26 protein-coding genes are annotated in these 19,731 nt (G+C 65.2%); 25 read left to right on the top strand and 1 reads right to left on the bottom strand.

The genetic code is table 11. The features are described 5' to 3' along the window. Nucleotides 1-76 precede the first annotated feature (76 nt). The 20 genes from AVT10_RS18125 (at nt 77) to AVT10_RS06040 (ending at nt 13,120) form a co-directional block, all read left to right on the top strand. Nucleotides 77-499, top strand: a complete 423-nt coding sequence (locus tag AVT10_RS18125; RefSeq protein ID WP_157092692.1) for a hypothetical protein — start codon at nt 77-79, stop codon at nt 497-499. After that, entirely contained in the window at nt 450-1,034 is a 585-nt protein-coding gene (locus AVT10_RS05950; RefSeq protein WP_084401421.1) for a hypothetical protein, read from the top strand. The genes AVT10_RS18125 and AVT10_RS05950 overlap by 50 nt, the downstream gene beginning before the upstream one ends. Nucleotides 1,035-1,066: 32 nt before the next feature. Then, a complete protein-coding gene (nusG, locus tag AVT10_RS05955) occupies nt 1,067-1,618 on the top strand; it encodes a transcription termination/antitermination protein NusG (RefSeq protein WP_157092693.1) in 552 nt (183 codons plus the stop codon). Between the two features lie 99 nt (nt 1,619-1,717). Next, the gene (locus tag AVT10_RS05960; RefSeq protein ID WP_066689380.1) at nt 1,718-2,026 is read left to right on the top strand and encodes an HNH endonuclease; all 309 of its coding nucleotides are present in this window, start codon (nt 1,718-1,720) and stop codon (nt 2,024-2,026) included. A 150-nt stretch (nt 2,027-2,176) separates the two neighbouring features. Then, the gene (locus tag AVT10_RS05965; protein ID WP_198158509.1) at nt 2,177-2,599 is read left to right on the top strand and encodes a hypothetical protein; all 423 of its coding nucleotides are present in this window, start codon (nt 2,177-2,179) and stop codon (nt 2,597-2,599) included. Continuing rightward, nucleotides 2,596-4,197, top strand: a complete 1,602-nt coding sequence (locus AVT10_RS05970) for a terminase large subunit (protein ID WP_232307895.1) — start codon at nt 2,596-2,598, stop codon at nt 4,195-4,197. The genes AVT10_RS05965 and AVT10_RS05970 overlap by 4 nt, the downstream gene beginning before the upstream one ends. Further along, on the top strand, nt 4,194-5,483 hold the full coding sequence (locus AVT10_RS05975; protein WP_084401406.1) for a phage portal protein: 1,290 nt from the start codon (nt 4,194-4,196) through the stop codon (nt 5,481-5,483). Before AVT10_RS05970 ends, AVT10_RS05975 begins: the two co-directional genes overlap by 4 nt. After that, on the top strand, nt 5,483-6,103 hold the full coding sequence (locus AVT10_RS05980; protein ID WP_066689382.1) for an HK97 family phage prohead protease: 621 nt from the start codon (nt 5,483-5,485) through the stop codon (nt 6,101-6,103). The genes AVT10_RS05975 and AVT10_RS05980 overlap by 1 nt, the downstream gene beginning before the upstream one ends. A gap of 27 nt (nt 6,104-6,130) precedes the next feature. Then, complete coding sequence (locus AVT10_RS05985) at nt 6,131-7,330, top strand: phage major capsid protein (protein WP_066689504.1); 1,200 nt, start codon at nt 6,131-6,133, stop codon at nt 7,328-7,330. 84 nt (nt 7,331-7,414) lie between these two features. Beyond that, nucleotides 7,415-7,633 (top strand): hypothetical protein, encoded by a 219-nt coding sequence (locus tag AVT10_RS05990; protein ID WP_066689383.1) that lies wholly within the window; start codon nt 7,415-7,417, stop codon nt 7,631-7,633. A gap of 24 nt (nt 7,634-7,657) precedes the next feature. Then, the gene (locus AVT10_RS05995) at nt 7,658-9,316 is read left to right on the top strand and encodes a putative Ig domain-containing protein (RefSeq protein ID WP_066689384.1); all 1,659 of its coding nucleotides are present in this window, start codon (nt 7,658-7,660) and stop codon (nt 9,314-9,316) included. Then, the gene (locus tag AVT10_RS06000) at nt 9,313-10,146 is read left to right on the top strand and encodes a right-handed parallel beta-helix repeat-containing protein (protein WP_198158510.1); all 834 of its coding nucleotides are present in this window, start codon (nt 9,313-9,315) and stop codon (nt 10,144-10,146) included. Before AVT10_RS05995 ends, AVT10_RS06000 begins: the two co-directional genes overlap by 4 nt. Next, a complete protein-coding gene (locus AVT10_RS06005) occupies nt 10,143-10,430 on the top strand; it encodes a head-tail connector protein (RefSeq protein ID WP_066689386.1) in 288 nt (95 codons plus the stop codon). Before AVT10_RS06000 ends, AVT10_RS06005 begins: the two co-directional genes overlap by 4 nt. After that, the gene (locus AVT10_RS06010; RefSeq protein WP_066689387.1) at nt 10,427-10,747 is read left to right on the top strand and encodes a phage head closure protein; all 321 of its coding nucleotides are present in this window, start codon (nt 10,427-10,429) and stop codon (nt 10,745-10,747) included. Before AVT10_RS06005 ends, AVT10_RS06010 begins: the two co-directional genes overlap by 4 nt. Then, nucleotides 10,747-11,205 (top strand): HK97-gp10 family putative phage morphogenesis protein, encoded by a 459-nt coding sequence (locus AVT10_RS06015; protein ID WP_066689388.1) that lies wholly within the window; start codon nt 10,747-10,749, stop codon nt 11,203-11,205. Before AVT10_RS06010 ends, AVT10_RS06015 begins: the two co-directional genes overlap by 1 nt. Then, nucleotides 11,205-11,600, top strand: coding sequence for an HK97-gp10 family putative phage morphogenesis protein (locus tag AVT10_RS06020; protein WP_066689389.1), 396 nt, complete (start codon nt 11,205-11,207; stop codon nt 11,598-11,600). The genes AVT10_RS06015 and AVT10_RS06020 overlap by 1 nt, the downstream gene beginning before the upstream one ends. Before the next feature lie 2 nt (nt 11,601-11,602). Beyond that, complete coding sequence (locus tag AVT10_RS06025) at nt 11,603-12,022, top strand: DUF3168 domain-containing protein (protein ID WP_066689390.1); 420 nt, start codon at nt 11,603-11,605, stop codon at nt 12,020-12,022. A 2-nt stretch (nt 12,023-12,024) separates the two neighbouring features. Continuing rightward, nucleotides 12,025-12,465 (top strand): phage tail tube protein, encoded by a 441-nt coding sequence (locus AVT10_RS06030; protein ID WP_066689391.1) that lies wholly within the window; start codon nt 12,025-12,027, stop codon nt 12,463-12,465. Beyond that, entirely contained in the window at nt 12,465-12,851 is a 387-nt protein-coding gene (locus tag AVT10_RS06035; RefSeq protein WP_066689392.1) for a hypothetical protein, read from the top strand. The genes AVT10_RS06030 and AVT10_RS06035 overlap by 1 nt, the downstream gene beginning before the upstream one ends. A gap of 80 nt (nt 12,852-12,931) precedes the next feature. Beyond that, nucleotides 12,932-13,120: a hypothetical protein gene (locus tag AVT10_RS06040; RefSeq protein WP_066689393.1), complete on the top strand. Its 189-nt coding sequence runs from the start codon at nt 12,932-12,934 to the stop codon at nt 13,118-13,120. On the opposite strand, the gene AVT10_RS06045 is transcribed toward AVT10_RS06040, so the two are convergent. Next, on the bottom strand, nt 13,117-13,434 hold the full coding sequence (locus tag AVT10_RS06045; RefSeq protein ID WP_066689394.1) for a hypothetical protein: 318 nt from the start codon (nt 13,432-13,434) through the stop codon (nt 13,117-13,119). The genes AVT10_RS06040 and AVT10_RS06045 overlap by 4 nt on opposite strands. 51 nt (nt 13,435-13,485) lie before the next feature. Between AVT10_RS06045 and AVT10_RS06050 the strand changes: the two genes are divergently transcribed. Genes AVT10_RS06050 through AVT10_RS06070 form a run of 5 tightly spaced genes read left to right on the top strand, consistent with a single transcriptional unit; the run spans nt 13,486 to nt 19,721 of the window. Beyond that, nucleotides 13,486-15,834: a hypothetical protein gene (locus AVT10_RS06050; RefSeq protein ID WP_066689395.1), complete on the top strand. Its 2,349-nt coding sequence runs from the start codon at nt 13,486-13,488 to the stop codon at nt 15,832-15,834. Further along, entirely contained in the window at nt 15,831-16,421 is a 591-nt protein-coding gene (locus AVT10_RS06055) for a hypothetical protein (protein WP_066689396.1), read from the top strand. Before AVT10_RS06050 ends, AVT10_RS06055 begins: the two co-directional genes overlap by 4 nt. After that, nucleotides 16,418-17,023: a hypothetical protein gene (locus AVT10_RS06060; RefSeq protein ID WP_066689397.1), complete on the top strand. Its 606-nt coding sequence runs from the start codon at nt 16,418-16,420 to the stop codon at nt 17,021-17,023. The genes AVT10_RS06055 and AVT10_RS06060 overlap by 4 nt, the downstream gene beginning before the upstream one ends. Beyond that, nucleotides 17,020-17,433: a DUF6950 family protein gene (locus AVT10_RS06065; RefSeq protein WP_066689398.1), complete on the top strand. Its 414-nt coding sequence runs from the start codon at nt 17,020-17,022 to the stop codon at nt 17,431-17,433. Before AVT10_RS06060 ends, AVT10_RS06065 begins: the two co-directional genes overlap by 4 nt. Next, nucleotides 17,433-19,721, top strand: a complete 2,289-nt coding sequence (locus tag AVT10_RS06070) for a hypothetical protein (RefSeq protein ID WP_066689399.1) — start codon at nt 17,433-17,435, stop codon at nt 19,719-19,721. The genes AVT10_RS06065 and AVT10_RS06070 overlap by 1 nt, the downstream gene beginning before the upstream one ends. Nucleotides 19,722-19,731 lie beyond the last annotated feature (10 nt).

The following is a 19,731-nucleotide window of genomic DNA, read 5'->3' on the forward strand; positions in this document are numbered from 1 at the left end:
CCCCCAGACCCCCCAACAAACCCCACACCCTCACCCCCACCCGGTAGGGTTTGACGCGTACACACGAGGGCTGGCCATGCGGGTGGTCCTCGCCGTGATCGAGGCAGGCTGTGCAGCGGTGATCGCCGCCAGCCGGAAGCCCGATAAGCCCCGCTGGCCGCGCACCATGCCGCCGCCGGTCGGGGTCAGCGACGACCAGTGGGCGGGGTTCATTGCCCACCGCAAGGCGAAGCGCTCGGCGCTGACCGACCACGCCTACCGGCTGCTGACGAAGAAGCTCGACCAGCACGCCTCCGACGAATGGCCGCCCGGTCGGCTCGTCGACACGATGATCGAGCGAGGCTGGATCAGCTTCGAACCCGAATGGCTCACACGGCAGGAAAATCGATATGGCAGATCAGGTTCAAACGGGCATCAGCCGCGGCGTGGCACTGGCAACGGGCTCCTCGATGCCGTCTTTGACGCCGAACGCGCGAGCCGTGCTGGCGCAGGCGTTTGACCCGTCGGCGACGTTCAGTGACGCGGACATCGCGATCATCACACCGGTCGCGTCGGCGATCGCGGGTGCCGAACCAGCCGACGAGCGCACGATACGCCAGTCGGTCGGGACGCTTGCCGCCGCCATGCCCGCCCAGGCGAGCGACGCGCAGGCCGGCAAGCTGAAGCTGAACGCCTATGTCACCATGCTTGAAGGCATCGACCAGCGCGCGCTGTCCTATGCTTGCCGGCGCTGCATGGTTGAACTCGACTGGATGCCGACCGTGAAGCAGATACTTGACCGTGCGGCCGAATGGGTCAGCGAGGACGAGGCGATGATCCGCCGCGCCCGCGCCATCCTGCGCGTCGGGCGGCGCGAGATGGCCCCGCCCCCGCCGCTGACGGCCGATGGGATTCGCGCGCTGCCGGACGAGTGGCGGCGGCTTGGCGTGACGGCCGGGTTCATCACGCAGGGCGATGTCGATGAGGCGCTGGGCGGTGGCGATGTGGCGGACGGCGATCGTTCCGTCTATGTTCCAGATGAGAAGGCAGCGTAGAGATGCAGCGGGGGAGCGAAGGGCAAGGCGACATGGACGATCGGTGGTGCATCCTGCGGACGGGTGGCGCGCGCACGCTGCCGCTCGCGAGCGCTCTGGCGGCGGCGGGCTTCGAAGCATGGACACCGTCGGAGATGGTGAGGCGGCGGGTGTGTCGCTCCCGCAAGGCAACAGAGGCGCGACCGGCAGCGATCATGCCGACGTTCGTGTTCGTGCGTGCGCGGCACCTCGCCGACCTGCACCGCATCCTGCGCCTGCCGAGCAACCCGTACCCGGCGTTCTCGCTGTTCCGCTACCTGGGCGATGTGGTGCGCGTGCGGGATAGCGAGATTGAGCGGTTGCGTGTTGTCGAGCGGCGCGCCCTGCCCCGTGCCCAGCGCCCGAGCTATCAGCCCGGCGCCGGCGTGCGTCTTTCGGAAGGGCCCTATGCGGGCATGTCGGGCGTCATCCAGTCGAGCAACGGCCGGCGCACGATGATCGCGTTCGGCGGGTGGATGACGATCGAAATAGAGACTTCCACCCTGCCGCCGGATGCGGTAGAACAAACGCAGCCCATCACGGGCGCCGCCGCTCTAGCGGCTTGATGCGGGTCAGCGTCGGTCGCTCTTCGAAGTGGACCGCCTCCGCGCCACCAGCCGAAGCAATGCGCTTCGGCGGTTGTGCAACGCATTGGTACATACAGCATGACAGCCCGCAAGCCATGGCACCACGGCGGCAAGAGCCGGCACGAGCGCGGCTACGGCAATGCGTGGGACAAGCTGCGCAAGCAGGTGCTGAACGAAGAGCCGATTTGTCGCGCCTGCCTCGATGAACGCGGCGTCGTGACAGCCGCGACGCAGGTCGACCACATCAAGGCGAAGGCGGACGGCGGCACGGACGACCGGTCGAACCTCCGCCCCCTCTGCCGCCCCTGTCACGACCGCAAGAGCGCGGCCGACCGCGGGCACCGAACGCGGACCGCCATCGGAGCCGACGGGTGGCCGATCGAGTGACCCCAGGGGGGGTATCGAAAAGTTCAGGGCCGATCGCGCCTAGGACCGATCCCGACCCCGAACTTCATCGCTAACACAGGATTTTCGATCATGGCGCCCCGCAAGCCGCGCAAGCAGCGCATCGACAGCGTCGCCGGAGCGGTCGCGACCATGGCGAAGGACGGCGGTGTCATCCGTCCGCCGGCACACGTTCAGCTTGAGGAGCAGGATGAACCGTTCTGGCGATCGGTTATCGCCGAGTTCGCCCGGTCCGAATGGACCGATCACCAGCTCGAACTTGCCGCGATGCTGGCGCGCAAGATGTCGGACCTTGAGGCGTTGCAACGCCAGCTTCGTACCGAGGGGTTCACCACCATGAACGCATCCGGCTCGCCGATGAGCAACCCGCTCATCCAATCGGTTCGCATGTTCGACGCCTCCATCCTGTCGACCCGCCGCAGCCTGTCGCTTCACGCGCGCGCGAGCGCGGGCGAGCCGCGCGATGTTGCGAAGCGCCGCGCCGCCGCCAAGGGCATCGAGGCGGACAACGCGGGCGACGACGACGATCTGCTGGCGCGTCCGTCGCTACAGTGAGGCTCCGGCCGGTCGTCCGGCAGGCGATCAAAAGCGGCCCCGTCCCAAAGCTGCGCGACTGGCGGAGCCTGCCGACGTCGAAGCTCACCCGCGCCGAACGCAACATGAAGTTCTGCGAACGGTATCTCCGGGTGCCGGAGGGCGACTTGGTCGGACAACCGATCAAGCTCGCCGACTTTCAGGAAGCATTCTTCTACGCGGTCTACGACAACAAGGTGATGACGAAGCGCGCTATCCTGTCGATGGCGCGCAAGAACTCCAAGACTGGCACGATTGCGATGATCGTGCTGGTTCACCTTGTCGGACCGGAGGCGAAGCAGAACAGCCGCATCGCATCGGGTGCGCGGAGCCGGAAGCAGGCAGCGGAGGTCTACAACTACGCGTCGAAGATGGCGGCGCTGTCGCCCGATCTGCGCAACCGGGTCCGGCCGGTGCCGTCGGCAAAGAAGCTGGTCGGGCTGGCGATGAACGTCGAGTACGACGCGGTTTCCGCCGAAGGTTCGACCGCGCACGGCGGCTCGTACATCGTCGTCGTGCTGGACGAGGTCGGGCAGGTGAAGGGGCCGCAAGACGACTTCGTCGACGCGATGGTCACGTCGCAGGGCGCGTATTCCGACGGCCTGCTGTTCGTCATTTCGACGCAGGCACCGACCGACGCGGACATGATGTCGATCCTGCTCGATGACGCGGAGCGGGCCGGCGACATGGCGACGATCTGCCATCTGTACGCAGCCGCCCCGGATTGCGATCTACTGGACCCGAAGGCGCTGGCGGCGGCGAACCCCGCCCTGGGGCTGTTCCGGTCAAAGTCCGATGCCGAAGAACAGTTGCAGCAGGCCGCGCGGATGCCGTCGAAGGAAGCGACGGCGCGGGTGCTGATCCTGAACCAGCGGCAGAACATGGTCGCAGCGCTGGTTGCGGCGTCCGTCTGGAAGCGCGGCAACGTCGAGCCGGCACCGTGGGACCATTCGGCGATTTACGGCGGTCTCGACCTTTCGGCGACGACCGACCTTACCTCGCTGGTGCTGACGCAGCGACAGGGCGGCGTATTGATGGTCCGGGCGTGGTTCTGGATGCCCGAAGCGAACATCGCCATCGCATCGAAGCGGGACCGGACGCCCTATGACGTGTGGGTCAAGAAGGGGCTGATTCGGACCACGCCCGGCAACGTGATCGACTATGCGTTCGTCGCGCGGGACGTGGGCGAGATTTGCGGCGACCTGCCGGTGCCGGTCAAACGGCTCGCGTTCGACCGCTGGCGGATGGATCGGCTCAAGGTCGAACTGGCGAAGATCGGCGTGGAGTTGCCGCTTGAGCCCTTCGGGCAGGGCTTCGTTTCCATGTCGCCTGCGATCGACGCTATCGAGGAAGACCTGCTGAAAGGCCAGGTTCACCACGGCGGCAATCCGCCGCTTGCGATGTGCGCGGCGAACGCGGTGGCGGTGCCGGACCCGGCCGGCAACCGGAAATTGGACAAGTCGAAATCGACCGGTCGCATTGACGGCATGGTCGCGCTGACAATGGCAAGAGGGGTTGAGGCGATGTTCACTGACCCCGAAGTCAATGTCGACGACTGGATCGCGAGTATGCGCGGATGAGGGGGTATCAGCTATCCCCGCGCGCCGCAGCGCTGGAACGCCAATGGGAAGCATCCCGGCTCGACCGCAAGGACATCGAAGGGCTCGACGAGTTCACGTCGGGCGTCAGCCGGTTCGATCGCGACAACCTCGTCACCAACCGTGTGACGACCGAGGCTTTCGAGGACGCACGGTTCCTGAACCGCAGTTCGGCGCTGGGGCTGTCGGCGACCTGGGCGTGCGTCAGCTTTTGGGCGGGCAACACCGCATCGCTGCCGCTTTACGTGCAGCGCCCCGGCCCCGGCGGCGTGGCGGTCAACGATTACGAACACCCGCTGCACGAACTGTTGCACGACAGCCCGAATTACGACCAGTCGGCGTTCGACTTCTGGGAGTTCATGGCCGCTTCGATCGAACTGCATGGCAACGCCTATGCGGAAATGATCTTCGGCACGAACGGCCGGCTGGTCGCGCTTGAGCCTATCCTATGCCCGGACCGGGTGCAGGTGCGCCGCCTGCGCAACCGCGACCTCGAATACCGCTGGACTGCCGACAACCGATCGCGCGTCGAAACGCAGCAGCGGGTGCTGCATATCCGGGGTTTCGGCGGGAACGCGCTGGGCGGGGTGTCACCTCTCGCCGTCTGCCGAGGCACATTTAGCGGCGCCGTATCGGTCGACCGCGCTGCGGCAGCGATGTTCGTCAACGGCGTTCAGTCGTCGGGTGTGCTGAGTACGGATAACGTGCTGAACGCGACGCAGCGCAAAGAACTTGAAGACCTGTTGATCGAGAAGTTCATGGGCGCCCGCAATGCCGGTCGCCCCATGCTGCTCGACAACAAGCTGACATGGCAGCAGTTGAGCATCAATCCGGTAGACGCGGAGATGCTCGAAAGCCGCCGCTTCTCGGTTGAGGACATCTGCCGCGTGTTCGAGGTCGATCCGCATCTTGTCGGTCAGACGGTCGGCAACACCACGCTCGGCAGCAGCATTACCGAACAGACCAACAGCGTCATGAAGTTCAAGATGCGCAAGCGGTTGAAGCGGATCGAAGGCGCGCTGGGCAAGCAGTTGCTGTCCCGCGCCGATCGCCGCGCCGGAATCGCGATCCGGTTCAACGTCGAGGCCTTCCTGCGCGCCGATAGCGGCGGCCGGGCCGATTACTACCAGAAGATGCAGCCGTTCATGACGGTGAACGAGGTCCGCGCGCTCGAAGGGCTCCCCCCAGTCCCCGGCGGCGATGTGATCTACCGTCAGATGCAGGACGTGGCGCTCGGCGAGCAGCCCCCTTCCCCGGAGAAACAGTAATGCTTGACCACCTCGACGTTGCTCTGGACGCCAAGTCGATCGATGACGACGGCACCATCACGGGCATCGCTGTTGGTTATGGCGATGTCGATCACGGCGGCGACATCGTGGCGCGCGGATCGGTTCTGCTCGAAGGCCGCAAGTCGATCCCGATGTTGCTGCATCACGATCGGACCCGCCCCGTCGGCGTATGGACCGAGTTCGACGACAAGCCGGACGGCCTGCACGTCAAGGGTCGCATGGGTACGTCGACTGCCGCCCGAGAAGCGCGCGACGACGTTCGCGCCGGGATCATCTCCGGGCTGTCGATGGGGTTCCGCACCCTGAAGCATCGGCTTGAGGGCAAGTCCCGACACCTGTTGCAGGTTGGGCTGCACGAAATTTCGCTGGTGACCGTGCCGATGAACAATCGGACGCGGGTGCTTAGCATCAAGGACATTCTGGGCGCTGGCGACATGCCGACGGTCCGGGACTTCGAGGGACTCCTGCGGGATGCCGGGTTCTCTCGAATGAAGGCGGCGGCCATTGCCGCCGCCGCAACGCCGCATCTTCGGGGGGAGCCCGAGGCGAAGGCGATCGACGCGCTGTCGTGCCTGCATGGCACGGTTTTCCGCGCCTAATCATCCTCTTTGCCGGAAGGGCAGAACATGACCGACAAGACCCCGGCCGAAATGGCCCTCGAACTGAAGACGCACTTCGACACCAAGATGAACGAGGTGAAGGGCATCGCCGAGAATGCGCTGGGCAAGGCCGAGCGGGGCGAAACCCTGACGACCAGCCAGAAGGAACTGGCGGATCAGGCACTCGCCGGACTGACCGAAATCAAGTCCCGCCTGGACGACTTCGAACAGAAGATGGCGCGCACCGGAGGCGACGAAGAACAGGCGCTGTCCGTCGGGCAGCAGTTCGTCGGCAGCGACGAGTTCAAGGCGCTCGGCGGCAGCATGTCGAAGGGGCGCACCCTGACCGTCGAAATGAAGGCGATCACGTCGCTGTCGACGAATGCAGACGGTTCGGCCGGCGCGCTGACCCGCGCCGAGCGCGTTGCCGGTATGATGACGAACCTGCCGAACCGGCAGCTGCGCGTCCGCGACCTGATCGCGCCCGGCACCACGTCGGCGTCGTCGATCGAGTATCCGCAGGAGACGGGTTTCACCAACGCTGCCGGTATGACGGCGGAAGGCACGCTCAAGCCGGAATCGAGCCTGAAATACGGGCTCAAGAACGCCCCCGTTCGCAAGATCGCGCACTGGATGCGCGCATCGAACGAAATCCTCGCCGACGCGCCCGCGCTTCAGTCGATGATCGACGAACGCCTTCGCTACGGGCTGGCGTTCAAGGAAGATGGCCAGTTGCTCAACGGCGACGGCACCAACCAGAATCTGCTGGGCATCAACGCCGTGGCATCGGCCTATGTGAAGCCGACCGGCGCGGTCGTCGCGGGCGAAACCCCGATCGATCGCCTGCGGTTGGGCATGTTGCAGGTCACGCTGGCGGAATATCCGTCGACCGGCTTCGTGCTGAACCCGATCGACTGGACGAACATCGAGCTCGTGAAGGACGCGGCCGGCGGGTACATCCTCGCCAACCCGGCCGGCCTGACCGGCCCGACCCTGTGGGGCCTGCCGGTCGTCGAGACGCAGACGCAGGCGGTCGGCAAGTTCACGACCGGCGCGTGGCGGATGGCGGCGCAGATCTTCGACCGCCAACAGGCCGCTGTCACGGTGTCGTCGGAGGACCGCGACAACTTCGTGAACAACCTCGTCACGATCTTGGCGGAAGAGCGCCTGGCGCTGACGATCTACCGTCCGGAAGCCTTCGTGTTCGGCAACGTCAACCCGGGCTGACCGGCCGCATGACGGGAGGGGCGGGCCGCGTGTCCGCCCCTTTCCCGAGGGGCGGCTTGCGCCCTTCCGGAAAGGAGAAGCCCGATGAAGCACTATCGTTACGAGCGCGACCTTGAGGGCGCGCCCGCTGGCACTGTCCGTAAACTCAACGCAGCAGACGCCGAGCCGTTGGTGAAGAGTGGCGCCGTCGTCGAAACCGACGAGGACGTGACCGACGACGAACCGGACGTGAGCGCCACGAAGGCGTCCGTCACCGCCGAACCCAAGCCTGCTCGGACGCCACGCGCGCCGCGCAACGCCTGACCACGACAGCCGCGAGGACAACACATGGCACGCAAACCCGGCAGCCGCCCTCGCGGCTTCGTCACCGTGAATCCCAGCAAGGCGATCATTCCGGTTGGTCCCCCTGTCGGCCCCTACCCCGGCGCTGGCGGCACCCCGCTGTCGATCAGCGGCACCCCTGTCGCAGGCACGGTTGGCGCGGGCGGCACTTTCCTGCCGATTATCAGCGGCGGCACTGCGCCGTACACGCTATCGATCGCAAGCGGCACCCTTCCGCCCGGCCGCTCGATCAGCGGACTGACCGTGACCGGATCGTACACGACCGCTGGCACCTATCCGTACACCCTGCGCGCGACCGACAGTAAGGGCGTGACGGCCGACCTCGCCGTAACGGTCGTCGTCGCCCCCGGTGCGGCTGCCAGCGTCACCGCGATCGGCACCGGTGGCCGAATGGCTACGAACGTGCAGCAGGTCTCCGCGACCAAGCTGCGCCTGCGCTCGCGCTCGCTGACCCGTGCCGCCGGTTCGCCCTACCAGACGTTCGCCTTTCCGCTTTGGTATATCGACGACGCTGGCGTGACGCAGGTCGTGCGCCTGCCGGACGGCCTGACCGCCAAGTGTCAGTTCGATGTTTATACCAGTGGCACGATCTCGAACGCGGCTGGCGACCGAACCGCTCCGGGCACGGTGAACGGGGCGTCGACCTTCACGGTAGCAAACGGAGCCACCGCCGCGGCGACCGGCGGGGCTATCCCCTACCTGTTCTGCCGCCTTGACCTGAGCGGTATTCCGTTGGGCGCCGCTGTGCTGGCGATGCTGGAAATGGACGCGCTGGCAACTGGATGGTTCATGACCATGACGGACGCCACCAGCACCAGCACGTCGGGCGAGAACATCTATTACGGCGGCACGACCAGCATCGGCACCTTCGGGGCCATGGGGGCGAACGGTGGCTCCGCGCAGACACGCGCTCTTCGGCCGCTGGTCATCATCGGCGAACCTACCAGCGGTGGGCTGGAACCTGCCGTTGCCCTGGGCGACAGCAACACGCTCGGCGCCCGCGGCCCCGGCCGCCCCGGGCAGGACGGCAGCAGCGCGCAGAGCGGCATGGCCGCGTTCGGTCTGTTTCAAGCGACCCAGCCCTACTCCGTGTTTGGCAAGAACGGTGATCGCGCATCGTGGTGGAACAACGCCCCTGCCAACGATCTCCGCTTCCAAGCGCTGGCATGGTTCAAGAACGGGCGCGCGCTCATCAACTTCGGCACCAACGACCTCGGCGATGTAGCAAGCGCATCGGACACAACCGTCAGCACCGCGCTTATCGCGAACGTCCGCTCGCTGCGGGGCAAGGTCAAGACGGCAATGGGCGGCACGGCACGCATCGGTCAGGCCTTCATCCTGCCGCGCGTAAACGAGCAGGATGGGTTCCTCACCGCCGCCGCGCAGGGTGTCCGCACCGGCTACGCGAACACCGACGCAGCCCGGCCGGCCTATGATGCGGCGATCACTGCCGATGTCGGCGCCGCTGGAATGGCGCTGGACTTCACTTTCAATCCGCGTGCGCTGGTCAACGACCCAGCGGCAACCGATAAGTGGAAGACGGACGGTGCCACCTCGCACTACCTTGAGGCGGACGGTACGCACGTCAACCAGTTGGGCGCGCAGACGGCATCGATCGCCTATCGCGATGCGGTGTCGGCGTGATCGCCCTTCTCCTAGCCGCCCAAGCCGTGTTCCTGACGCCCGGTCAGACATGGCCCGCGCCAGTCCCGCCGACGATCGCGGCCCCCGGTGTGAATGGTGCGGCGCGGTTGCGTGTCGACGCTCCCGACGTGACGATCGGCCCGGTTGTGGTGCAGGACGCCTACCGTGCGGTCGAGACGGACGCGGGCGTCGATACCCCGCGCATTCGCATCCGCGGGCTGAAAGCGACGGGGCTGACCCGTGACGGCATCCGCCTGCGCGCCGCGCCCGGCGCGCTGATCGAGGACTTCGATCTGACCCATGCCGATGCGCCGTCGACCGGTGAGCATCTGCCGCAGGGCATCGCGATCACCGCCGGGACCGGCATTACGATCCGCAACGGCCGGGTCGCACGCTTCCGTATGCCGGTCGAACCGGGGAAGTACACAAACGGCGACGGCATTGCGACCGAAGGCGGGACCAGCGGCACGATCGCGAACACGCTGGCCGAGGACAACAGCGACGGCGGGTTCGACATCAAGGGCACATGGACGCTCGACCGCACCATCGCCCGCCGGAATGGCCGCGACTATCGGTTCTGGAACACCGTCACCGCCGGCACGATCACCGCGGAGGGATGGACCAGCGCTGCCGTGTGGATCGGCAAAGGCGCGCGGGTGCGGATCGATCATCTGATCGCCAGCAACGACAATGCCGCGCCGCTGCTGATCGTCGCGGGCAGCACCGATGTCGTCATCACCCGCTGCACCCTGTCGCGCCCTACCGGTGCGCCTCTGGTGAAGTCGGAAGGGTCGGGGAATCGCGTCGTGCTCGGGGCCGGGTGCAAATGACCGCGCTGACCCTTGACCTCGTCAAAGCGTTCTTGCGCTACGAGGCCGACAATACCGACGAAGACGCGACGCTCGGCGTAGCGCTGCAGGCGGGCGTGGAATACGTTCAGGATTACACCGGTCGCGCGATTGCCGGTGAAGATCCCGAGACAATCCCCGCCGGCCTGTTGCACGGCGTGCTGCTGTATGCTGGCGCATTCGATCAGGCACGCGGGAGTGGTGGCGACATCAACCTTGCCGCCGTGCAAGCCGTGTGCTTCCGCTTCCGGACGGTTCTGCTGTGAACCCGGCCGAACTGGACAAGCGCATCGTGATCGAGCGCCGGACCGTCACCACAGACGGGTATGGCGGCGAAGTCGAAACATGGGCGAAGCTATGCAGCCCGTTCGCGAAGGTTCTGTACGGCACCGGCGCTGAACGCCGGGTCGCAGCGCAGGAGTCGTCGGCACAGTCCGCGACGTTCCGTATCCGGGCGAATAGCGTGACGAACACCGTGACGCCGGCCGATCGAATCCAGTTCGATGGCTCGACATGGGATATTGGCGGTAACGTGCCGTATCGCCGTGAAGGTCGCGACATCACCGCGACGACGAGCGCGTGATGTCGAGGCGGACGGTCAAGGTAGAGGGGCTGCGCGAGCTTGACCGAGCGCTCGGCGCGCTGCCGAAAGCTACCGCCCGGGCAGCGCTGCAACGGACGTTGAAGAAGGCGGCGCAGCCGGTGAAGGCGGCGATGAAGGCCAAGGCACCGAAACTGACCCGGGCGCTAGAGGAATCGATCGTCGACGGCACCAAGCTGACCCGGCGGCAGGCGCGCATGGTCAAGAAGGACGGGAAGGCATTCGCGACCCGGCATGTCGGCAGCGCCGATCCGTCCGCGATCCCGCAGGAATTCGGCACGTTCAAGGAGAATGCCCAGCCTTTCGCGCGTCCGGGATGGGCTGAGACGCAAGACGCGGTGCTGGCGATCATCGGCCGCGATCTGGGTGTTTGGGATATCGTCAGCAGCGTGCCGTATGGGCGCGAGGGGCGGGATATCACGGCTACGCGGGCTGCGTGATGGCGCGGATCGAAGGGTTCCGTGAAGCGTCGCGGCAGCTAGCCGGCATGAAGAAGGCCATGGCGGCGGGCGTTGGCCGACGGGCGTTGCAGATACCGGCCACGATCCTAGCGGACGCCATGCGGGAGCGAGCGCCAGAACTGGAAGGCAACCTGAAGCGATCGATCGGCGTCGAGAAGGAGCGCGCCAAGAAGGGCCGCCCGCAGGTCGCGGCAAAGGCCGGCGATATCGCGTCGGTGCAGGTCGAGTTCGGCAACGGCCATCAGGCAGCCGAGCCGTTCGCGCGGCCGGCGGAGGAAGCCACCCGCACGGAACGGCTCGATAAGTTCGGTGCGGCGCTGAAGGACGAGGTCGATAAGACCGTGATCCGAGCGGCGAAGCGACGGAAGGTCTAGCGATGGACATGCGGCAGGCGCTTCGTAAGCGGCAGATCGATGATCCTGCCGTGTCAGCTCTGGTCGGCAACCGCGTAACGTGGGTGACGCGCCCGCAGGCATCCGCGCTGCCGGCGGTCACCATGCAGACGATCAACGACGAGCGTCCGCAGCACCTGAAGGGCTTTGACGACGCACGCGGCACTCGGGTGCAGATCGATTGCTGGGCCAGGCACGTTGATGGTGTTGCCGATGGCTACGCGCAGACCGTTCGCCTCGCAGAAGCGGTGATTGCTGCCGTCATCAACCCGGCAACCATCGAAGGCATCCGGTTCGGGCGCGCAACGATCGAGGGGCAGCGCGATCTTAGCGAAGATAAACCGGGCGGCGGCACACTCTACCGTCAGTCCCTCGATATTCGATTTTGGCACGAAGGAGCATAACGATGGCCGAAACGCAGAAAGCCTCCATTGGCTGGGGCGGTGAGTTCTGGATGCATGATGGCACCGCGTTGAAGGAACTGGTTCAGGTGGTCAGCTTCACGCTGCCGCAGGATGAGATCGACGACGTCGAGACGACCCATCTGAAGTCGCCCGATCGCCGGCGCGAGTTCATCGCCGGCATGCGTGACGGCGGCGAAATCAGTGTCGTGATGAATTACCGTCCGCTGTCCGACACCGACGAGCTCTGCCGTGACGCCATGGCCGAGGGCGACGTTCGCCCGATCCGCTTCGTCATTCCGCAGGGTGGTGTCGCTGCCGCGCAGGTTGACACGACTGGCTACGTTCGCGGCTATGATCGCGGCGAAGTGACCGCCGACGGCAAGATGGAAGCCACGCTGACGATCAAAATCAGCGGCGCCGAAACGCAGGTGGCTGCTGACTAATGGCAAACCGGGTGCGGGGCGAAGCCTCCTTCACGACCGCTGACGGCCGCGAACTGACGCTGGTCGTCGACTTCAACGCGCTGGCGCATGCCGAGGACGCGGCAGACATGGGCGTCGGCCAGATCCTCGCCAGCATGTCGAGCAAGCCGCGCATCCGTGTGATGCAGGCCATGACCTTCGGGGCGTTGCAGGCTCGGCACCCGGAAATCACCATGGCCGACGTCGGCGATATGCTCCTGTCGCCTGACGCCGGCCCGCTGACTGGTGCGCTGAACGCGGCGGTTGTCGCTGCCTTCCCACCGCCTGATGAGAGTGCGGAGGGAAAGGTACAGACGGAGGGTGGGACTGGGACGCCCTCCAAGAAGACTGGTCGCGCGAAGGCTTAGACCCGGATGCCTTCTGGCGGCAGACGCCTCGATCCTTCCGGAACGCATTGCGTGGGCGCGCGATCGGCCAGCAAGAGCGCATGATTACGCTGGCCCACCAGACCGCGATGTTCAGCCGGGAGAGGCGGTTGCGCCCGCTCAAACACTATCTGAACCGACGCAACCCGGCAGCGGACAATGGCGCGGTACTGGCGATGTTCAAGCAGCTGGCCGAGCAGGGCAAGGCGACAATAACCCCGGTGCAGCGCCGGGTTCAGCACCGGGCTTAGTCCGGGGGTGTTGAGGCGTAGCCGGCTGTCACGCAGCGATCTTCGCGTGTGAAAAAGTTAGGAAGATTGTCCACGGCGTATTCTAGCTTTGGGCCATTGAACTTGACGTAATACTGCTTCCAGCCTGTGTAAGCTCCAAAGCGGTTCTTTCCGTTGATCCACAGGCAGTAGACATCTTTGTCCGCCTGCTGTGCCGGCCACTTCCAGCGCGCCGACTTGCTGTCGAGTAACCCTGTTGAGATGTGCTTTTGGATCGCCGCTTTTTTGGCGGGGCTGATCGCGGCGACAGCCAAGAATATCGAAATAGCAAACATCGTGCGCTCCGATTCTAGCAGATGAAGCGCTCATTCTAGGAGGACGGTCCCATGGCTGGAAGCGAAGTCGTCCTCGGCTATCTGAAGTACGTCTTAGGTTTCGATAGCGTCGCGTTCGAGAAGGGCGCAGGTGAGGCTGAGAAGCGCTTGAAGGCGACGGAGCGGCACTTCAAGGCCGTTGGCGACCGCATGCAGAGCATCGGCGGCAAGCTGTCGGCGGGCATCACGGCGCCGGTTCTCGCCATCGGTACTGCGTTCGCAGCATCCGCCCGCGAGATGGCGGCGTCGGCTCCTGAATTGCAGGCGATGGCGCAACTCGCCAACACGTCCACCAGCCAGTTTCAGCGTCTGGCCTACGCAGCAAAATCCGTTGGCGTTGAAAGCGACAAGCTGTCCGACATCTACAAGGACGTGAACGACAAAGTAGGCGACTTCATGGCCACCGGCGGTGGCGAGATGAAGGACTTCTTCGAGAAAATCGCCCCTAAAGTTGGCGTCACCGCTGCACAATTTAAGCGTCTATCTGGTCCAGACGCATTGCAACTATACGTGAGCAGCTTGGAGAAGGCCGGCGTAAGCCAAGCTGAAATGACGTTCTACATGGAGGCAATCGCGGACGACGCGACCCGCCTTCTTCCTTTGCTTCGCGACAATGGCAAGGCAATGGGCGACCTCGGCAAGAATGCTGCCGTTATATCGCCCGAGCAGTTAGAAAACATGAAGCGGTACACTGCCGCTCAGCAGCAGATGCAGGAATCTTTCCGTGCGCTGACAATCGCCGTCGTCGATAGTGGCTTGCTCGAAACCCTAACCAATCTTGCGACTAAGGTCGCAGAATGGACGAAGTGGGTCGCAAAGGCCCACCCGGAAGCATTTAAGTTGGCTGCGGCCATCGGTGGCGTATCCGCAGCAGTCGGGCCGGTAGTGTTCGGCGTCGGCAGCATGGTGAAAATGTTCTCGCCGCTATTGGCCCGTTTGGCCCCTCTAATCGGGACAGCGGGCGCGGCAGCAACCGGGGCAGGCGGCACCGGTCTGGTCGGCATTGCCGGGGCACTTGGCCCCATTGCTATCGGCGCGATTGCGGTGGTGGCGGCTTACAAGAACTGGGACAAGATCGGGCCCTGGATCGACAATGTCGCCACGCGCATGCAGGACTGGGCGACCAAGACCGACGCCAATATCAAGCAGTTTACTGACGGCGTGAACGCGATGGACCGCCGTCTTGGCATTCCCTCGCAGCCCGAGTTTCTCGACAGCATTGAGCGGAACTTCACGGAGTCGGTCGCACGGATCGATGCGTGGCTGCTGGGGGTTCAGAAATGGGCGGCGGACTTTGATGCCGCATTCGTACGGATGGCGTCCAGCGCGGTCACATCCATGCAGCGGCTGTATACCGGTGTGAAGACGTGGCTCGGCGACAAGCTGAACGCGATCTGGGCCAGCGCGGCCGAGAAGATCCAGTGGATCAACGACAAGTTCTTCGGTCTCTACGATGCGGTTGTCGGTCACAGCTATATTCCGGACATGGTCGACGAGATCGGGCAGCACATGCGCCGGCTCGATCAGGAGATGGTGGCGCCGGCGACCGGAGCGATCAGCAAGACCGATCAGGCTTTCCGCGCGCTGGCGGCGAGCCTCTCGCCAATCCTAGATCGGCTATATCCGGCCGAAGCACGTGAGAACCGATTGGCCGCGGATATCGAGACGGTCAACGCCGCTGTGAAGGCCGGCATCCTGCCTGCTCAGCAAGCGGCCGAGGCGATCAAGCGTCTGCGTGACGAGTATGCGCGCGAGCTAGGCGGCAAGCCTACCGCCGCTGACGTGATCGGAGAGCCGAACGACGAAGACCTGGGGTTGCCGGACGTTGGCGACATCGAAATCAAGGTCGGGGATATCGAAGAGGTGCTCGGCGGACTGGGCAAAGCCAACGACGATGCAGCCGCCTCGTTCGAAGACATGGCTCGTCGTGCGATGTACTCGCTGCAAAGTCTCGTCGGCGCCATCAAGGGCGGTGACTTCGTCGATATCCTGTCCTCGATCGCCGATGCGTTCTTCTCACTCGGCGGGGCAGGCCTGTTCGGCAAGTCCAACGGCAAGACCTTCGACTTTGGGGGTTTCCGTGCGGAAGGCGGGCCGGTGGGTGCGGGTCGGACGTACATGGTCGGCGAGCGGGGGCCAGAGTTGTTCACGGCGACCCGGTCGGGGTACATTCACCCTAACCCCAGCAATGACAACGGATCGGCGCAGTTCATGCGCGTGGCCATCGATGTGAACGAGGGCCCGATGTTCCGTGCCACGATCCGCGACGAGGCGAACACGCAGGCGACCGCCGTCTCGATCGACAGCAAGCGGCGCGACATGAAGTCCTATCGCAACACCATGGGCCGGGGAACGCGATGATCGACCTGACCGGCATCCGCATCGCCGGCGCGACGCCCCGCCTCCTGCAATGGGGCTCGGAACTGACCCCAACGCTGGGCGGTGTGACGCAGCGACTTGACCGCCTCGGCAGCCGCCACGCAATTGACGTTCAGATGCCGCCCATGCGGGTGGAGGCGGATGGCCGACGCTGGATCGCCCGGCTGCTGCTGGCAAAGCAGGAGGGCGGACGCATCGCCTTTCCGCAGGTCGATTTCGAGCCGGGGCCGTGTGGGCGTCCGACCGTCAGCGCGGCGACGGCATCGGGGCGCTTGATCCCGATCACGGGTGCTACCGCCTATTACACCGTGCGCGAGGGGCAATGGCTGTCCGTCACTCATGCCGGCCGGTCGTACCTCTACTGCGCCACGGCACAGGTCGTGCTGGACGGCAGCGGGGCGGGATCGGTGCCGGTCGACGTGCTGTTGCGCTCGCCGCTGTCGATTGGTGATGCGGTCGAACTGTCGAAGCCGGTCATCGAAGGCTGGCTGTCGGGTGACGGCTACGAATGGACGCTGGAGCGCAGCCGCACGGTGGGGCTGGGCTTTACGATTGTGGAGAGGGCATGACCGCTCTGCACCCCGCGCTCGATGCCGCGCTGGCTGGCGATCGCGCGCTGATCTTCGCTGCGCTGCGGGTGGACTTCGACGGCGATCCCGCTCTGCTACTGGACGGGTCGGGTACAGCGACCTTCATGGTCGACGGCGCGCCCGCAATATTCATCGGCGCGCACCCGGTCTGGGGTACTTGGGACGGGATCGACGACTATTCGGACGGTGCGGGCGATGAGGCTCCTAGCTTCAGCTTCTCGCTGCTGCCGCCGGCCGATGCCGATCCGGAGATGGTCGCGACCGACGACATGCAGGGCGTGCGGGTCCGTTTCTGGATAGGCGCGATCGATACCGACAGCGGCATCGTGATCGGCGAACCGCTGCTGCTGTTCGACGGTGAAATCGACGTGCCGACGCTGGTCATCCCGCAGGCGTCGCTGCGCGTCGATTTCGACTGTGTCGGCGGGATGGAGCGGTTCTTCGAGAATGAGGAAGGCGTGCGCCTGGCACCCGCTTTCCACAAGCGCGTCTGGCCCGGCGAGCTGGGCCTCGACTTCATCACTGGCGTTCCCGATCCGGTCTATTGGGGCCAGTCGACACCAAGCGGGGTGCGCATATGAAGATGCACCAGCGCCGCGATGTGACGCAGGCTACGATGGATCACTTCACGCCGAAGCCCTTTGACTGGTGCAAGGCCGCGACGTGCGTTCACATGGTACGCCGGCATGTCGCTGCGATGGGTCATTCGGTGCCGCCCATGCCGCGCTTCCGGTCGGCCCTTAGCGCCAAGGCCGCGCTGACCGAGCGGGGCTGGAGCAATCTGGCCGACATGATGGACGCGACCTTGCCCCGGATCATGCCGGCGCAGGTCATCATGGGCGATGTGGTCGAATTGCAGAGCGAAAGCGACGTTTTCGGCGCGCTGTGCATCGCACTCGGTGACGGCCGTGTAATGGGTTATTCCGAGGGAAACGATGGGCTTAGCGTAATGCAGCCCTTCGCCTCTCCAATCGCTGCGTGGAGAGCCTGATGCGCGTGGCGAAGATCGCAGCCGTCGTCATCGCCGTGGCTGCGGCCATTCCTTCGGGTGGCACATCGCTGCTGGCGGCGGGCGTGGCAGCGGCGGGGGTGGCATCGGGCGCGGCTGCGGTGGCTGTGGCAAGCGCCATTGCGATCGGGTCGAATCTGGCGGTCGGGCTGCTGTCGCCACGTACCGGCGGCACGGGTGGCGGCACACAGACGGACTGGTCTGCCGATCCGCGCGCACCGATCCCGATCCGCTTCGGCCGCACTGGTGGCGCGGGGAACATCGTTTATCGCAAGGGCAGCGGCGAGGCGGACAAGAACCAGTACCAGACGCTGACGACTGTCTTAAGCGGTGCTGGCCCGATCGACGCGATCGAGGCGAGCTATGCCGACAAGAAACCGCTGACCTTTACGGGTGCGGCAGCCAACGCCCCTTTCTCTGGCTGGCTGTGGGAGGTGCGCCAGCTTGGCCTGTGCCCTGAACCGGCGGCACTGAATACCGGTGTCGGCAATAAGCCAGGCTGGACCGCCGATCACAAGCTATCCAGCCTCGCGGCGGTGCAGACGACCCTTCGCTATGACAGCAAGGGCAAGGGCACCTTCATGACCGAGCCGGGGATGCTCTGGGTCACGCGAGGCGTTCGCTGCTACGATCCGCGACTGGATAGCACGTACCCTGGCGGTAGCGGCCCGCAACGATGGTTCGATCAGACGACTTGGGCGTTCAGCAAGAACCCTTATGTCGTCGGTCTGACTTGGGCGATCGGGTGGAAGGCGAACGGCGTCCGTGTGGCTGGCGTCGGCATTCATATCCGCAATATCGAGGTCTCGCGGTTCGTCGAAGGCGCGAACGTCGCCGATTTCAACGGGTGGACGTGCGGCGGCGAAGTCTCGACTGGCGACGACAAGTGGCAGGTGCTGAAATCGATCCTGCAAGCCGGCGGCGGCGAACCGATCAAGGATGGGGCGACCCTGTCGTGCATGGTCAACGCCCCGCGCGTGCCAATCGCGACGATCGGGCGCGATGACATCGTCGGGGAGATCAGCGCGCCGAAGACACAGCCGCGCCGGGATAGGGTCAATGGCATCATCCCGACCTATCGCAGCGAGGCGCATTTCTGGGAGGTCGTGCCGGGCGAGGTTGTCCGTGACGCCGCGATGCTCGCCAAGGATGGCGATGAGCGGACGAAGGAAATCGCCTACGGGCTGGTGCAGGTCGAAGGTAGCGACGACGTGCAGCAGACGGTCGAGCTTGCAGGCTATGACCTGGAGAATGCTCGCGAGGCTGGGCCGATCACGATGCCGCTGAAGCTGCGCTGGATCGGATTTCGCGCCGGTGACTGCGTGACGATCGACGCGGACGAGACAGGCCTGTCGGGCAAGCAGATGATCCTGCTGAAGCGCTCGCTTGACCCTGCAACGGGGATGGTGCCGATGACCATGAGGACGGAGGACCCGACGAAGCATGGTCGCGTGTTCGCCCGGACTGGTACGCTGCCGCCGGTGCCGTACGTCGATCGGCCGGACGTGCCGGGTGACTATTCTCTACCGCCTTCGAACCGCGCCGCCCATTTGATCGTGCGGCAGTCGGTCGCGTATCCGGTCGACAGCGACGACACGACGATCACGATTGAGACGTTCGAAGCGACGATCGATGATGGCCGGGTGCTGACGTTCCCAGCGCAGACGATCACCGGCCTGACTGCTGCTTCGGTCTATCTGGTGCTCTGGGATCTGGACAACTCGACGTTCGTCGCGGTGCCGGCGCCGGCGCTCAATGAGGTGGCATCGGATCGCTACGTCATCATTCGCGAGACGACCACGTCGAACGCCGATGGGACGTATCCGACCTACCCCACGGCTCCGGGCGGCGACAATGGCGGTGGCTATGGTGGCGGTGGATGCCCGATCGTGACCGCGCGCATTCTGCTGGCGAATACCGATCGCACCGGACCCGGCGACACGATCGAAGCGGGCAAGATAGAAGCCGGCATGTGGGTCTGGTCGCAGCGGGAAGCAGACCTGGGCACCGGCAAGTGGGGCGCGTATCTGGTCACCTTCACGCGGGTGTTCGACAGCCCGCTTTATGCTGTCGACGATCGCCCGCTCACCTCGCCGTCGCATCTGTGGTGGGATAATGGCTGGTCGCGGTCGGACGTGATCGGCAAGCCGGCCGGTAGCGGGCGTGTCGTGGCGCTGACGGTTGCCGATGCCGCGACCTACGTGCTGGTCGACGGTGCAGGACGTCGTCTCATCAGCCACAACAAGCAGGCGGAGGCGAACCAGGTATGAAGGAAACCAC

It is taken from the genome of Sphingomonas hankookensis (assembly GCF_001619955.1).
Classification (GTDB): Bacteria; Pseudomonadota; Alphaproteobacteria; order Sphingomonadales; family Sphingomonadaceae; genus Sphingomonas; species Sphingomonas hankookensis_A.

Excerpts from the sequence above, each read along its gene's own strand:
- AVT10_RS06040 (WP_066689393.1), top strand. The coding sequence starts at position 12,932 with ATGATTACGCTGGCCCACCAGACCGCGATGTTCAGCCGGGAGAGGCGG.
- AVT10_RS06020 (WP_066689389.1), top strand. The coding sequence starts at position 11,205 with ATGGCGCGGATCGAAGGGTTCCGTGAAGCGTCGCGGCAGCTAGCCGGC.
- AVT10_RS06005 (WP_066689386.1), top strand. The coding sequence starts at position 10,143 with ATGACCGCGCTGACCCTTGACCTCGTCAAAGCGTTCTTGCGCTACGAG.
- AVT10_RS05980 (WP_066689382.1), top strand. The coding sequence starts at position 5,483 with ATGCTTGACCACCTCGACGTTGCTCTGGACGCCAAGTCGATCGATGAC.
- AVT10_RS06070 (WP_066689399.1), top strand. The coding sequence starts at position 17,433 with ATGCGCGTGGCGAAGATCGCAGCCGTCGTCATCGCCGTGGCTGCGGCC.
- AVT10_RS05985 (WP_066689504.1), top strand. The coding sequence starts at position 6,131 with ATGACCGACAAGACCCCGGCCGAAATGGCCCTCGAACTGAAGACGCAC.
- AVT10_RS06030 (WP_066689391.1), top strand. The coding sequence starts at position 12,025 with ATGGCCGAAACGCAGAAAGCCTCCATTGGCTGGGGCGGTGAGTTCTGG.
- AVT10_RS06055 (WP_066689396.1), top strand. The coding sequence starts at position 15,831 with ATGATCGACCTGACCGGCATCCGCATCGCCGGCGCGACGCCCCGCCTC.
- nusG (WP_157092693.1), top strand. The coding sequence starts at position 1,067 with ATGGACGATCGGTGGTGCATCCTGCGGACGGGTGGCGCGCGCACGCTG.
- AVT10_RS06035 (WP_066689392.1), top strand. The coding sequence starts at position 12,465 with ATGGCAAACCGGGTGCGGGGCGAAGCCTCCTTCACGACCGCTGACGGC.
- AVT10_RS06015 (WP_066689388.1), top strand. The coding sequence starts at position 10,747 with ATGTCGAGGCGGACGGTCAAGGTAGAGGGGCTGCGCGAGCTTGACCGA.
- AVT10_RS06050 (WP_066689395.1), top strand. The coding sequence starts at position 13,486 with ATGGCTGGAAGCGAAGTCGTCCTCGGCTATCTGAAGTACGTCTTAGGT.
- AVT10_RS05950 (WP_084401421.1), top strand. The coding sequence starts at position 450 with ATGCCGTCTTTGACGCCGAACGCGCGAGCCGTGCTGGCGCAGGCGTTT.
- AVT10_RS06065 (WP_066689398.1), top strand. The coding sequence starts at position 17,020 with ATGAAGATGCACCAGCGCCGCGATGTGACGCAGGCTACGATGGATCAC.
- AVT10_RS06025 (WP_066689390.1), top strand. The coding sequence starts at position 11,603 with ATGGACATGCGGCAGGCGCTTCGTAAGCGGCAGATCGATGATCCTGCC.
- AVT10_RS06045 (WP_066689394.1), bottom strand. The coding sequence starts at position 13,434 with ATGTTTGCTATTTCGATATTCTTGGCTGTCGCCGCGATCAGCCCCGCC.
- AVT10_RS05960 (WP_066689380.1), top strand. The coding sequence starts at position 1,718 with ATGACAGCCCGCAAGCCATGGCACCACGGCGGCAAGAGCCGGCACGAG.
- AVT10_RS18125 (WP_157092692.1), top strand. The coding sequence starts at position 77 with ATGCGGGTGGTCCTCGCCGTGATCGAGGCAGGCTGTGCAGCGGTGATC.
- AVT10_RS05975 (WP_084401406.1), top strand. The coding sequence starts at position 4,194 with ATGAGGGGGTATCAGCTATCCCCGCGCGCCGCAGCGCTGGAACGCCAA.
- AVT10_RS05995 (WP_066689384.1), top strand. The coding sequence starts at position 7,658 with ATGGCACGCAAACCCGGCAGCCGCCCTCGCGGCTTCGTCACCGTGAAT.
- AVT10_RS05990 (WP_066689383.1), top strand. The coding sequence starts at position 7,415 with ATGAAGCACTATCGTTACGAGCGCGACCTTGAGGGCGCGCCCGCTGGC.
- AVT10_RS06060 (WP_066689397.1), top strand. The coding sequence starts at position 16,418 with ATGACCGCTCTGCACCCCGCGCTCGATGCCGCGCTGGCTGGCGATCGC.
- AVT10_RS05965 (WP_198158509.1), top strand. The coding sequence starts at position 2,177 with ATGGCGAAGGACGGCGGTGTCATCCGTCCGCCGGCACACGTTCAGCTT.